12 protein-coding genes are annotated in these 14,019 nt (G+C 53.4%); 3 read left to right on the forward strand and 9 right to left on the reverse strand.

Annotated elements, in window-relative coordinates; genetic code table 11:
- Nucleotides 1–375 precede the first annotated feature (375 nt).
- Nucleotides 376–543 carry a cold shock small protein YmcF gene (gene ymcF, locus ABU178_RS20375; protein WP_449590185.1) on the reverse strand — a complete coding sequence of 56 codons (168 nt, stop codon included), beginning with the start codon at nucleotides 541–543 and terminating at the stop codon, nucleotides 376–378.
- Nucleotides 544–682: 139 nt separating this feature from the next.
- Nucleotides 683–856 (reverse strand): YciY family protein, encoded by a 174-nt coding sequence (locus ABU178_RS10845; protein ID WP_397214672.1) that lies wholly within the window; start codon nucleotides 854–856, stop codon nucleotides 683–685.
- Nucleotides 857–1,016: 160 nt separating this feature from the next.
- On the opposite strand from ABU178_RS10845, the gene cls reads away from it, so the two are divergent.
- Both cls and ABU178_RS10855 read left to right on the forward strand, forming a co-directional pair.
- Nucleotides 1,017–2,477, forward strand: a complete 1,461-nt coding sequence (gene cls / locus ABU178_RS10850) for a cardiolipin synthase (protein WP_397214673.1) — start codon at nucleotides 1,017–1,019, stop codon at nucleotides 2,475–2,477.
- A gap of 44 nt (nucleotides 2,478–2,521) precedes the next feature.
- Nucleotides 2,522–2,845, forward strand: a complete 324-nt coding sequence (locus ABU178_RS10855; RefSeq protein WP_397214675.1) for an HI1450 family dsDNA-mimic protein — start codon at nucleotides 2,522–2,524, stop codon at nucleotides 2,843–2,845.
- 52 nt (nucleotides 2,846–2,897) lie between these two features.
- On the opposite strand, the gene oppF is transcribed toward ABU178_RS10855, so the two are convergent.
- The 6 genes from oppF to ABU178_RS10885 form a co-directional block, all read right to left on the reverse strand.
- The gene (oppF, locus tag ABU178_RS10860; RefSeq protein WP_397214677.1) at nucleotides 2,898–3,899 is read right to left on the reverse strand and encodes a murein tripeptide/oligopeptide ABC transporter ATP binding protein OppF; all 1,002 of its coding nucleotides are present in this window, start codon (nucleotides 3,897–3,899) and stop codon (nucleotides 2,898–2,900) included.
- Entirely contained in the window at nucleotides 3,896–4,909 is a 1,014-nt protein-coding gene (locus ABU178_RS10865) for an ABC transporter ATP-binding protein (protein ID WP_397214679.1), read from the reverse strand. Before ABU178_RS10865 ends, oppF begins: the two co-directional genes overlap by 4 nt.
- A gap of 11 nt (nucleotides 4,910–4,920) precedes the next feature.
- Nucleotides 4,921–5,829, reverse strand: a complete 909-nt coding sequence (gene oppC / locus ABU178_RS10870; RefSeq protein ID WP_397214681.1) for an oligopeptide ABC transporter permease OppC — start codon at nucleotides 5,827–5,829, stop codon at nucleotides 4,921–4,923.
- A gap of 14 nt (nucleotides 5,830–5,843) precedes the next feature.
- Complete coding sequence (gene oppB, locus ABU178_RS10875; RefSeq protein ID WP_397214683.1) at nucleotides 5,844–6,764, reverse strand: oligopeptide ABC transporter permease OppB; 921 nt, start codon at nucleotides 6,762–6,764, stop codon at nucleotides 5,844–5,846.
- A 90-nt stretch (nucleotides 6,765–6,854) separates the two neighbouring features.
- Nucleotides 6,855–8,495: an oligopeptide ABC transporter substrate-binding protein OppA gene (gene oppA / locus ABU178_RS10880; RefSeq protein ID WP_397214685.1), complete on the reverse strand. Its 1,641-nt coding sequence runs from the start codon at nucleotides 8,493–8,495 to the stop codon at nucleotides 6,855–6,857.
- A 911-nt stretch (nucleotides 8,496–9,406) separates the two neighbouring features.
- A complete protein-coding gene (locus tag ABU178_RS10885) occupies nucleotides 9,407–10,054 on the reverse strand; it encodes a YchE family NAAT transporter (RefSeq protein ID WP_397214686.1) in 648 nt (215 codons plus the stop codon).
- 434 nt (nucleotides 10,055–10,488) lie between these two features.
- Here ABU178_RS10885 and adhE point away from each other — a divergent pair, with 434 nt between their 5' ends.
- A complete protein-coding gene (gene adhE, locus ABU178_RS10890) occupies nucleotides 10,489–13,179 on the forward strand; it encodes a bifunctional acetaldehyde-CoA/alcohol dehydrogenase (protein WP_397214688.1) in 2,691 nt (896 codons plus the stop codon).
- A gap of 45 nt (nucleotides 13,180–13,224) precedes the next feature.
- Here the strand turns inward: adhE and tdk are convergent, their stop codons facing one another.
- Nucleotides 13,225–13,854, reverse strand: a complete 630-nt coding sequence (tdk, locus tag ABU178_RS10895; protein ID WP_397214690.1) for a thymidine kinase — start codon at nucleotides 13,852–13,854, stop codon at nucleotides 13,225–13,227.
- Between the last annotated feature and the right edge of the window lie 165 nt (nucleotides 13,855–14,019).

The raw sequence follows: 14,019 nt of genomic DNA on the forward strand, positions 1-14,019 counted from the left end.
AACAGACGCCGCTTATTTTCCGCTGCGTCAATCTGATCACAACGGCTGAAACATTAATTTCACTTAAACTTACGACGTGTAAATTTTTTGACTAAACGAGAATCCTGGCCTTGACTGAAGAAACGGTGTGAACGGAATGGAGGCGAGAAATGATGGAGTTAATTCATATTTTATCAGTCAGCGTCATTGTTGGCGGCTTGTATCTGATTATGTAATCAGGCGCGCCAGCCTCACAAAGGTGCTGCTTTTCTGACCAATCGCCGCTTTGCTTTGTTCAGTATTATTTATTTGATAAGTACTATTTTTATGCCTTGCGCAGCGGAATTATTTTTCACTTTTGCGCCTGACTTTATAAACAAAGCGGCTGATTCTGTATCAGACGGGAAACGCAACCGCGCGGTAACTGACGTGCATAATTGATTTACAAAAGATGCAGACAGCGCCATGGGGATTTTTATGGGTGACATCAAACAGGGAGAGGCGATACTGATGACCGAGGCAGCCCGGACACTGGAATTTTAAATTTAAGATAGAAACCTTCATTTTTTTACTTTAAGAGAAACTACCTTAACACCTTTTTCGCATTGCGTCTGTTTTATCTCAGCATTGAGCCTGATCAACGGAAGTTACGTTCAGCCCTTCGCAAAACAGGGGCGAAAAGCAAAGACAACGGGCAACGCTGTCAGAGATTCTGCGTAATAAACAGAATAGAGCGACGTTGTTGCTGAGCCAGCTGATGGCGAATAGCATGGATGCGTTTATAGCGGCGCGACTGTGCTTCCAGCCAACGGGCGCGTCGGAGCTTTACCTGACGCAACATTCTCCAGCGGGCAACTTCATTTCTGCTTCGTCTCATCACATCCTCTCTGACGGCGTTTACGCGGCGCATTATAAAGATCTCTGGCGTAATGCCAAATCGGATCTCTTATCAAAAGCACTTAACGATTAAGGGTTTCGTTGCCGTGCGTCTGCACGTACACTTTCCACATCAAAGCGCGAACGGGATGTCCACTTACATGACCACTTTTTACACGCTTGTCAGCTGGCTGCTGCTGTTTGGATACTGGCTGCTGATCGCCAGCGTGACGCTGCGGATTCTGATGAAGCGACGAGCCGTCACTTCGGCGATGGCCTGGCTGTTGATTATTTTTATCCTGCCGCTGGTCGGCATTATCGCTTACCTCTCCTTTGGGGAATTGCATCTCGGCAAGCGGCGCGCCGAGCGTGCGCGCACCATGTGGCCCTCAACGGCCCGTTGGCTGAATGAGCTGAAGCAGTGCCGCCACATCTTTGCCAGCGAGCACAGCGATGTTGCGCGCTCGCTGTTTGAGCTGTGCCGCAATCGTCAGGGCATCGCTGGCGTAAAAGGCAATCAGCTGCAACTACTGACCAGCTCCGATGATGTGATGCAGGCGCTGATCCGCGATATCCAGCTGGCGCGTCATAATATTGAGATGGTGTTCTATATCTGGCAGCCCGGCGGGCTGGCGGATGAGGTGGCCGAGTCGTTGATGGCCGCCTCGCGACGCGGCGTACACTGTCGTCTGATGCTGGACTCCGCCGGCAGCGTTGCGTTTTTCCGCAGCCCCTGGGCCGGTATGATGCGCAATGCTGGCATTGATGTGGTTGAAGCGCTGAAGGTAAGCCTGCTGCGCGTGTTCCTGCGTCGTATGGATCTGCGCCAGCATCGCAAAGTGGTGCTGATCGATAATTACATCGCCTATACCGGCAGCATGAATCTGGTGGATCCGCGCTTCTTTAAACAGGATGCGGGCGTAGGTCAATGGGTTGACCTGATGGCGCGCATGGAAGGTCCGGTCGCCACCACCATGGGCATTGTCTACGCCTGCGACTGGGAGATCGAGACCGGCAGGCGCATCCTGCCGCCGCCGCCAGATGGCAATATCATGCCTTTTGAACAGGAGAGCGGTCATACCATCCAGGTCATCGCCTCCGGTCCGGGCTTCCCGGAAGATATGATCCATCAGGCCTTGCTGACGGCGGTTTATTCCGCGCGCGAGCAGCTGATCATGACTACGCCCTACTTCGTGCCCAGCGACGACCTGCTACATGCCATCTGTACCGCCGCGCTGCGCGGGGTGGATGTCAGCATCATCGTGCCGCGCCACAATGACTCGTTGCTGGTGGGCTGGGCGAGTCGCGCATTCTTTACCGAGCTGCTCGAGGCGGGGGTAAAAATTTATCAGTTCGAAGGCGGCCTGCTGCATACCAAAAGCGTGCTGGTTGACGGGCAGCTGAGCATGGTCGGCACGGTGAATCTTGATATGCGCAGCCTGTGGCTTAACTTTGAAATTACGCTGGTTGTGGACGATGCCGGGTTTGGCAGCGATCTCGCCTGCGTGCAGGATGATTATATCGCCCGCGCGCGCCTGCTGGATGGACGCCGCTGGTCTAAACGCGCCTGGTGGCAACGTATCGTTGAACGACTGTTTTACTTCTTCAGTCCTTTGCTGTAAAACGAGCGAAATTGTTAAATGCCTGCGGGCGCACGGGACACACCATGGATTTAAATAATCGCCTTACTGAAGATGAAACGCTGGAACAGGCCTACGATATTTTTCTCGAACTGGCAGGCGATAACCTCGATCCGGCAGATATCATCCTTTTCAACCTACAGTTTGAAGAGCGCGGCGGCGCCGAGCTGTTTGATCCCTCTGAGGACTGGCAGGAGCATGTGGATTTCGATATCAATCCTGACTTCTTCTCAGAAGTGGTGATTGGCTTGGGTGAAGCGGATGGCGAGCCTATTACCGATGTTTTTGCCCGCGTTCTGCTCTGCCGCGAGAAAGACCACAAGCTGTGTCATATTCTCTGGCGCGAATAACACATGCGCGATAAAAAAAGCCGGGCTTTCTGACCCGGCTTTTTTGTGCCCCTTACAGCGGATCAACCTTGAGACAGGAGACCGCATGACGGAAGCTGCCTTCCAGCAGCGGGCGGGTTTTCGCGCACTCCGGCCCGGCAATCGGGCAACGGGTACGGAAAACGCAGCCGGACGGCGGGTTGATCGGCGACGGCAGCTCCCCTTCCAGTAGCTGAATCTGCTTGTTTTTTTCCAGATCGGGATCGGGGATCGGCACCGCCGACATCAGCGCTTTGGTGTAAGGATGCAGGGGGTTGCTGTAGACCTCATCATAGGTTCCCAGCTCGACCGCATGTCCCAGATACATCACCAGCACGCGATCGGAGATATGCTTCACCACCGCCAGATCGTGCGCGATAAAGATCAGCGAAAGCCCCATTTCGCGCTGCAGTTGCTGCAGCAGGTTCACCACCTGCGCCTGAATCGACACGTCAAGCGCGGAAACCGGCTCGTCACAGATAATCAGTTTCGGCTCCAGAATCAGCGCCCTGGCGATACCGATACGCTGGCACTGCCCGCCGGAGAACTCGTGGGGATAGCGGTTAATCAGGTTCGGCAGAAGGCCGACCTTCATCATCATCGCCTTGACGCGATCCTTCACCTCCTGACGCGGCATGTCAGGATGATAGGTGCGCAGCGGCTCGGCGATAATGTCGCCGATGGTCATGCGCGGGTTCAGCGATGCCAGCGGATCCTGGAAAATCATCTGGATATCGCTGCGCGCTTTGCGCCACTCATCGGCGCTCTGCCCGAGCAGATCGCGGCCCAACCAGGCAACGCGTCCGTCAGTGGCCTTCACCAGCCCGATAATGGCGCGCGCCAGCGTCGATTTGCCGCAGCCTGACTCGCCCACTACGCCCAGCGTCTCCCCTTCATAGAGACGCAGGCTGACGCCATCCACAGCCTTCAGGGTTTTTGGCGGCTGCCAGAACCACTGCTTGCCATCTTTGATATCGAAATGCACCTTGAGATCGGCGATTTCCAGTAACACTTTTTTCTCAGCTACGGCGCTCATACTAACTCCTCCACCGGCTTAAAGCAGGCGCGCAGACGGCCCTCCGCAAACGGCTCAAGCGGCGGCGATTTGGCGCAGATATCCATCGCGTAAGGACAACGCGGCTGGAAAGGACACCCCTGCGGCAGACGCAGCAGGTTCGGCGGATTGCCCGGAATAGTCATCAGCGCTTCGCCTTCCGCATCCAGCCGCGGCACCGCGTTAAGCAGGCCGATGGAATAAGGATGAGCGGGCTGATAGAACACGTCGCGCGCGCGACCATATTCCATGGTGCGTCCGGCATACATCACCAGCACTTTATCGCAAATCCCGGCGACCACCCCGAGATCGTGGGTGATCATGATGATCGCGGTATTAAACTCGCTTTTCAGCTCATTGAGCAGCGTCATGATCTGCGCCTGCACGGTCACGTCGAGCGCGGTGGTCGGCTCATCGGCGATCAGCAGCTTTGGCCGACAAAGCAGCGCCATGGCGATCATCACGCGCTGACGCATCCCGCCGGAGAACTCGTGCGGATACATTTTCATGCGCTTGCGCGCTTCCGGCATTTTTACCGCGTCCAGCATCCGCACCGACTCTTCAAACGCCTGCGCGCTGTTCAGGCCTTTATGCAGCTTCAGCACTTCCATCAGTTGCTCGCCGACGCGCATATAGGGGTTCAGCGAAGTCATCGGGTCCTGAAAAATCATCGCGATCTGCTCGGCGCGCAGACGGTTCAATGCGTTTTCCGGCAGGTTGAGAATTTCCTGGCCGTTGAAGCGCGCAGAGCCGCCGATGCGGCCATTTTTCGCCAACAGCCCCATCAGGGCAAAAGCGGTCTGCGATTTACCGGAGCCGGATTCGCCGACAATCCCCAGCGTCTCTCCCGCCCGCAGCGAGAAGTTGAGATCGTTCACCGCCGTGACGTCGCCATCGTGCGTACCGAAGGTGACGCGCAGATCTTTAACATCCAGCAGCAGTTCGTTTCCCGCACCGGCAGCCTGCCTCGGCTGAAATTCATGAATAGTCATCGGGAAACTCCTTACCTGTCTTTCGGGTCGAGGGCATCACGCAGGCCATCACCGATAAAGTTAAAACAAAACAGCGTTACAACGAGGAAACCGGCCGGGAACATCAGCAGCCACGGCGAGACTTCCATTGAGTTGGCGCCGTCGCTGAGCAGCGCGCCCCAGCTGCTCAACGGCTCCTGCGTACCCAGACCCAGAAAGCTGAGGAAAGATTCAAACAGAATCATGCTGGGCACCAGCAGCGAGGCATAAACCACCACCACGCCGAGCACGTTCGGCACAATATGACGCAGCACGATGCTGGCGGTTGAGACCCCGCCTACCTGCGCCGCCTCGATAAACTCTTTGCGCTTCAGCCCGAGGGTTTGCCCGCGTACGATACGCGCCATATCCAGCCAGGAAACCATGCCGATAGCGACAAAAATCAGCAGAATGTTGCGGCCAAAAAAGGTCACCAGCAGGATAACAAAGAACATAAAGGGAAATGAGTTGAGGATCTCCAGGATGCGCATCATCACCGAGTCGGTTTTGCCGCCCAGATAACCGGCAGCGGAACCGTACAGCGTACCGACGATCACCGCGATCAGCGCCGAGGCGATACCCACCATCAACGAAATGCGGCCGCCAATCGCCACGCGTACCAGCAGGTCGCGTCCGGAGGAGTCGGTGCCGAACCAGTGGCCGGATGTGGTGTCCGGCGGCGCGGACATCATTCCCCAGTCGGTATCGTCATAGGCAAACTGCGATAACAAAGGGGCAAAAATCACAAACAGCGCGATCAGCAGCAGAATCAACAGGCTCAGCAGTGCGGCGCGGTTATGGATAAAACGGCGGCGGGCATCCTGCCACAGGCTACGCCCTTCCACTTCCAGTTTTTCACTAAAAGCATCAAGAGCTTCGCTGTTTTTCTTACTCAATATCATGGCGAGCTCCGTAATCAGTAACGAATTTTCGGGTCGATCACGGCGTAAAGCACGTCGACAATCGCGTTAAACAGAATGGTCAGGATGCCAACCAGAATTGTCAGGCTCATCACCAGGGAGTAGTCACGGTTCAGCGCGCCATTCACAAACAGCTGGCCGATGCCCGGCAGGCCATAAATCGATTCGATCACCATCGAGCCGGTAATAATACCGACAAAGGCGGGCCCCATATAGGAGATCACCGGCAGCAGCGCTGGTTTCAGCGCATGGCGTAGCACGATACGGCGCAGCGGCAGACCTTTAGCGCGCGCGGTGCGGATAAAGTTAGAGTGCATCACTTCAATCATCGAGCCGCGCGTAATGCGCGCGATGCTGGCGATATAGGCCAGGGAGAGCGCCACCATCGGCAGCAGCATATATTGCCACTGACCGCCGTTCCATCCACCGCCGGGCAGCCATTTCAGCGTGATGGCGAAAATCAGCACCAGCAACGGCGCTACCACGAAGCTGGGTATCACCACGCCGGTCATTGCCACCCCCATCACCGCATAGTCCCACAGGCTGTTTTGCCGCAGCGCGGCGATCACCCCTGCCGTGACGCCCAGAATCACCGCCAGAATAAAGGCGGCCAACCCGAGCTTGGCGGAAACCGGAAAGGCGTGGGCTACCAGGTAGTTAACGCTGTAATCCTTGTACTTGAACGACGGGCCGAAGTCGCCATGGGCCAGCTGAACCAGATAATCCACATACTGTTTGCCGATGGGATCGTTCAGATGGTATTTCGCTTCGATATTGGCCATCACTTCCGGCGAGAGCGTGCGCTCGCCGCTGAACGGACTGCCGGGCGCCAGACGCATCATGAAAAAGGAGATGGTGATGAGCACAAAGAGCGTCGGAATCGCTTCCAGAAGCCGACGCAGAATGAATTTTAACATTGCCGTACCTACCAGGCTGTTGCTTCACGTATGTGAATATGGTGCTAAAAGGCGGCGCGTACGCCGCCACTGTCGATAGCCTGTCTGCTATTAATGCTTAATGATATACAGGTTCTTGTCGTACACGTTGTCCAGCGGATCTTTACCGGTGTAGCCGCCCACGTAAGTTTTCACCAGACGCGCGTTGACGTAGTAGAAGACCGGTACAATAGCGGAATCTTTGTCCAGAATCTGCTCGGCCTGCTGATAATCTGCCGCACGGGCTTTATCGTCAGCCGCACCCAACGCATTATGCACCGCTTTGTCATAGGCCGCGCTCTTGTAATGCGAGGTGTTGTTGCTGCTGTCAGAGAGCAGAATGTTCAGGAAAGAGGTCGGCTCGTTGTAGTCCGCACACCAGGCGGCGCGCGCTACATCAAAGTTGCCCTGATGACGCGTATCCAGATAGGTTTTCCACTCCTGGTTCTCCAGCTTGACGTTCACGCCGATGTTTTTCTTCCAGATCGAAGAGGCGGCGATCGCCAGCTTTTTATGCAGGTCGGAAGTGTTGTAAAGCAGGTTAAAGGTCAGCGGTTTGTCGGCGGTGTAGCCGGCTTCGGCCAGCAGTTTTTTCGCCTCTTCGTTACGTTTTTCCTGTGTCCACTTGAACCAGTCCGGCGGCAGCAGATCAACGCCGTCGGTGGCCGGCGGTGTAAAACCGAAGGCCGGCATCTGACCCTGTGCCAGAACCTTGTTAACGATGATGTCACGATCGATACCCAGCTTCAGCGCGGCACGTACGCGCGGATCGGTGAACGGCGCTTTCTGGTCATTGATTTCGTAGTAATAGGTGCAGAGATAAGGATCGACATGCAATTCTTTGCCGTTTTCACGCTGCAGCTTTTTGAACAGCTCGATCGGCATGTTGTTGTAGGTCATGTCGCTGCCGTTTTCAGAGAAATAACGGTTAACGTCGCTCACTTCAGATGAGATCGGCAGGAAAGTGACCTTGTTCAGTACAGTATGGGCGTTATCCCAGTATTGCGGGTTACGTACCAGCACAATACGCTCGTTGATCACGTGTGACTCGAGCTTAAACGCGCCGTTGCCGACCCAGTTTTGCGGCTGCGTCCATTTGTCGCCAAATTTCTCTACTGCCGGCTTGTAAACCGGAGACATGGAAGGGTGAATCAGCAGTTTGTAGAAGTAAGGCACCGCCTCGCTCAGCGTCACTTCCAGGGTGTGATCGTCAATCGCTTTTACGCCCAGCTCTTCTGGCTTTTTCTTACCGGCGATGATGTCGTCAACGTTGAGCAGATGACCATACTGCAGGTAGCTGGCATAAGGGGAAGCAGTCTTGGGATCCGCCAGACGCTGCCAGCTGTAAACGAAGTCCTGTGCAGTAACCGGCTCGCCGTTCGACCATTTAGCCTCTTTGCGCAGGTGGAAGGTCCAGACTTTACCGTCTTTATTGTCCCAACTTTCCGCGACGCCCGGTACCGGATGGCCCTGCTGATCGCTGATCACCAGACCTTCGAGCAGATCATGGTTTACGTTCGCTTCCGGCACGCCTTCGATTTTATGCGGATCCAGCGACTGCACTTCATCGCCATTGCCTTTCACCAGCTCTTGCTTTGCAGCCAGCTCTACGCCGGCGGGAACGGTCGCCGCCAGAACGCTATTCCCTGCCAGTGCGCCCAGCGCCGCCACGACTCCGATGGCTGCCAGGCTCTTTTTCGTGATGTTGGTCATTATTACACTCCAGTTTTTTTATTGTCACCGCAGGCGTATCCGCTGCGGCGTCCCCCGTTTCCGGGACGCTCCCTGTGGTTTTAATCAGGAAGCATTCGCTGACCCCTAATGGTGGTCTTGCCATGGCGGCGCGCATCCTGACTGTCTCGTCGGGTATGCCCGCCACACAATGCTGTTTGATAAAATGGGTTATTTGATGTGCAGTTAAGAAGGATATTCAGAAAAATGAAGAATGGGTTATACCCCGCACGTGAGGCAGCGCGCGCGACATGATAAATCACGGTAGACAACACTCTTTTTCGCGGCGCAATAATCCATCTCATCAAAAAACATCAACCTTCAAACCAAATGCCCGATAGCGGGTAAGCAAAAACCATACTCACTTTACGACCAGACCAGAAAAAAATGCGGTGCGCCGAAAATTAACAGAACGATCGCCGGTATACCAAAGCAAAATAACGAAAATGTTACCTGATTCTCTTTTATCATGACTTTCGGTATGAGGGAAGCGTTAATTTACAGGCAAAATTATCGCTTAACCTGTTGATATATATTTTATTTGTCAGGAAATATCGGCTATGGTGCAAGGATAACTGTGCAGTGAAGGATTTTTTTAGCTTATCTGGTTTTTCATGGAAAATGACTGATGCAAAACAGCCATAAAGATTATTACCCGAATTAAAATTATGCAGATAACTGCAAAAGCAGTATTTTATATTGTGATAATAATCACATTATTTTTCCTGCTCTGCCGCCAGACAAAGCAATTCAGTAACAGAAGTGATAATGCAGCCACGCTGTTAAGCAGGATGAATAATTGCTTTGATTTGGTGCATTAATTCCCGTAAATGCACCAAATAAGGTCAAATGAAGCTTCGTTTTAAAAATTAACCGCATCCAACAAAGGCTGATTAATTCAGCAGGCCTGGGAAAATAGATTTCATGCCGGTTACAACGAATTCAATACCCAAAGCCATCAGCAGCAACCCCATAATACGGGTGATGACGTTGATTCCCGTCTGCCCTAACACTCTGACCATTAAAGGCGCAGCGCGAAAAAGCAGCCAACAGCAAAAAGCGAAAACAGCGATGGCCAGACTGAATCCCAACAGGTTCAGCCAGCTGTGGTAGCGTGTACTCCAGACGATAGTGGAGCTGATGGCGCCCGGCCCCGCCATCAGCGGCAATGCCAGCGGCACCACGCCGATGCTTTCACGGATGGCCGTCTCTGATTTTTCCTGCTTATTCTGTTTATCCTCGCCCAGCTTGCCGCTGATCATCGACATCGCAATCGTCACCACCAGGATACCGCCGGCGATGCGGAAAGAATCGATAGAAATGCCGAAGAGACGCAAAATGGCATCGCCAAGAAACAGTGAGGTCCAGAGAATAATCGCCACGGCAAGGTTTGCCGTCATATTGGTTTTGTTTCGTTCCGCTGCCGCCTGGTAACTGGTCATACTGATGAAAACCGGAATGATGCCAACCGGATTGACCAGAGCGAACAGGCCGATAAAAAACTTGATGTAACCTGATAGATCGAGGATGGCAGGATTCAATGGACGCTCCGTCACAGTAGGAAATTTCGCGCATAATGTAGAGTAAAAGCCGTAGCTGAACCAGCGATGCCGGAAATTATCATCATTAACTTATTTTCTTAATTCTGGCCCTTACTGCCTGGGTTGACTACCCACCCGTCGGCACCTTCTGTAAGTGAATGCCAGAGCTGAAAATGGGACAAGGCTCGTCCAGGTAAAAATCACAGCTGAAAGGTGTCAGCATGAATAAAAATTGATCCACATCAAGCCAAACCTACCTCATACCAGGTAATCTTTTCGCAACGAAAGCAGTTTTGGGCAAGGTTTCTTCCATGCACCTCAGACTCTTTTAGTAAACAAAGTTGTGATCAGCCTGACGTTATCGCTACCCACTGTAACTACACTCAGCGTTCAGGATTGTTTACTAAAAAGTTTAACTTCCTCAGGAGAGCATTATGGCCGTTACCAATGTCGCTGAACTCAATGCACTGGTTCACCGTGTAAAACAGGCGCAGCGTGAATACGCTAACTTCACCCAGGAACAGGTCGACAAGATATTTCGCGCAGCCGCACTGGCCGCTGCTGACGCCCGTATCCCCCTTGCAAAAATGGCGGTTGCCGAATCCGGCATGGGGATTGTTGAAGATAAAGTCATTAAAAATCACTTCGCTTCCGAATATATCTATAACGCCTATAAAGATGAGCGCACCTGCGGCGTGCTGGAAACCGATGACACTTTTGGCACCCTGACGATAGCTGAACCCATCGGCGTGATTTGCGGTATCGTCCCAACCACTAACCCCACCTCTACCGCTATCTTTAAGGCGCTCATCAGCCTGAAAACCCGCAACGGCATTATTTTCTCGCCCCATCCGCGAGCAAAAGATGCCACCAACAAAGCGGCAGATATCGTGCTGCAGGCGGCCATCGCGGCTGGCGCGCCGAGAGATATTATCGGCTGGATTGATGCCCCTTCCGTCGAGCTGTCGAATCAGCTAATGCACCATCCGGATATTAACCTCATCCTCGCCACCGGCGGGCCGGGCATGGTGAAAGCAGCCTACAGTTCCGGTAAGCCTGCGATTGGCGTCGGCGCCGGCAACACGCCGGTCGTAATTGATGAAAGCGCCGATATCAAACGGGCGGTTGCCTCTATTCTGATGTCTAAAACCTTCGATAATGGCGTGATATGTGCGTCTGAGCAGTCGGTCATCGTGGTGGATTCCGTTTATGACGCCGTGCGCGAACGTTTCTCCAGCCATGGCGGTTATATGCTGCAGGGTAAAGAGCTGCAGGCAGTTCAGGAGATCATCCTGAAAAACGGCGCGCTCAATGCGGCGATTGTGGGACAGCCAGCGGTGAAAATTGCCGCGATGGCGGGCCTCACGCTGCCGGGCGATACCAAAATTTTGATTGGCGAAGTGGAACGGGTGGATGAATCAGAACCCTTTGCCCATGAAAAACTTTCTCCGACGCTGGCAATGTATCGCGCGAAGGATTTTGCAGATGCCGTAGATAAAGCAGAGAAACTCGTGGCAATGGGCGGTATCGGCCACACCTCTTGTCTTTATACTGACCAGGACAACCAGCGCGAGCGTGTGAATTTCTTTGGCGCAAGAATGAAAACTGCGCGTATTCTGATCAATACGCCCGCATCGCAAGGGGGTATCGGCGACCTGTACAACTTCAAGCTGGCGCCTTCTCTGACGCTGGGCTGCGGATCCTGGGGCGGTAACTCAATTTCTGAAAACGTGGGACCGAAACACCTGATCAACAAAAAAACCGTGGCTAAGCGAGCTGAAAATATGTTGTGGCATAAACTTCCGAAGTCTATCTACTTCCGTCGCGGCTCGCTGCCCGTTGCGCTGGAAGAAGTCGCCAGCGACGGCGCGAAACGCGCCTTTATCGTTACCGACCGCTTCCTGTTTAATAATGGTTATGCGGATCAGGTCATCCGGGTGCTTAAGTCTCACGGCATTGAAACAGAGGTGTTCTTTGAGGTTGAAGCCGATCCCACACTCAGCACCGTGCGCAAAGGCACGGAGCAGATGGAGAGCTTCAGGCCTGACGTGATTATCGCGCTTGGCGGCGGTTCGCCGATGGACGCGGCGAAAATCATGTGGGTGATGTATGAGCATCCTGAAACGCATTTTGAAGAGCTGGCGCTGCGGTTTATGGATATCCGTAAACGCATCTACAAATTCCCGAAAATGGGTATCAAAGCGCGGATGATTGCCATTACTACCACCTCGGGTACGGGTTCTGAAGTAACGCCTTTCGCCGTGGTAACAGATGATGCCACAGGACAAAAATATCCGCTGGCGGATTACGCCCTGACGCCCGATATGGCAATTGTGGATGCGAACCTGGTGATGGATATGCCGAAATCCCTTTGCGCCTTTGGCGGTCTGGATGCGGTTACCCACTCGCTGGAAGCCTATGTGTCGGTGCTGGCGAACGAATACTCTGACGGTCAGGCACTGCAGGCGCTGAAATTGTTGAAAGAATATCTGCCGGCCAGCTATCGTGAAGGCGCGAAAAATCCTGTGGCGCGTGAACGCGTTCATAACGCGGCGACCATCGCCGGCATCGCGTTTGCCAACGCTTTCCTTGGCGTCTGTCACTCAATGGCGCACAAACTGGGCTCGGAATTTCACATTCCGCACGGTCTGACCAATGCGCTGCTGATCGCCAACGTCATTCGCTACAACGCCAATGATAATCCGACCAAACAGACCGCATTCAGCCAGTACGACCGTCCGCAGGCGCGTCGTCGCTATGCAGAAATTGCTGACCACCTTAAGCTAAGCGCGCCCGGCGATCGTACGGCGCAGAAAATCGAGAAGCTGGTGGCATGGCTGGAGGAGCTCAAAACAGAGCTGGGCATTCCAAAATCCTTCCGTGAAGCAGGCGTCCAGGAAGCGGATTTCCTGGCGAAAGTGGACAAGCTGGCGGATGACGCCTTTGATGACCAGTGTACCGGTGCTAACCCTCGCTATCCGTTGATTGCTGAACTGAAACAGATCATGCTGGACTGCTATTATGGTCGGGAATATGTTGAGCCCTTCGCTAATCTGGGCGAAGCCATCGTCGCTACTCAGCCGGTGAAAGCGGAAAAAACAGATAAAAAAGCGAAACAGGTATAACTCAGTCGCATAAAAAAACCCGCTCCGGCGGGTTTTTATTTTTGTTCAGCAGGCGGAATTCGATGAAAGATGGCCGCCATGAATTGCCTGTAGCGATCCTTCTTGTATCGCCTGCTTATAATGCTTACGACAGACCGAAATATAACGCTCATTGCCCCCTATCACTACCTGCTCACCTTCGCTGAACGGTTTACCCTGACTGTCCAGTCGCAGCACCATGGTTGCCTTGCGGCCACAATGACAGATGGTTTTTAGCTCAACCAGCTTATCTGACCAGGCGAGCAGATAATGGCTGCCGCTAAACAGCTCGCCGCGAAAATCGGTGCGTAAGCCATAGCAAAGCACAGGTATATCCAGCTCATCGACGACGTCTGACAGCGCCTCAACCTGGTCGCGCGTCAGGAACTGGCTTTCGTCTACCAACACACAATGAATGGGTTGGCTTGCATGCTCAGCGGCAATCTCGGCGGCGATATCGGTTTGGCTATTAAAAAGGCGGGCCGCAGAAGAAAGTCCGATACGCGAACTAACTTTGCCGCTGCCGAACCGGTCATCAATTTCGGCCGTATAGACCAGGGTACGCATGCCGCGTTCCTGATAATTATAAGAGGATTGCAATAAAGCCGTTGATTTTCCGGCGTTCATTGCAGAGTAATAAAAATATAGCTGTGCCATTACCTGCCGCTCTCGTTCATATGCTCAAACTTACCGGCGCGAAGTTTACCATAAAGCACAGCGCACGCCGGAGGCCTTTATTTAAGAAACCTGCATAAAAGGCAAGCAAAACTGCTGCGCAATCACTCGCTCTTCATGGTTAATGGCATCAAAAGATAAAAAATT

Source organism: Pantoea osteomyelitidis, from assembly GCF_044342975.1.
Lineage (GTDB): Bacteria > Pseudomonadota > Gammaproteobacteria > Enterobacterales > Enterobacteriaceae > Pantoea > Pantoea osteomyelitidis.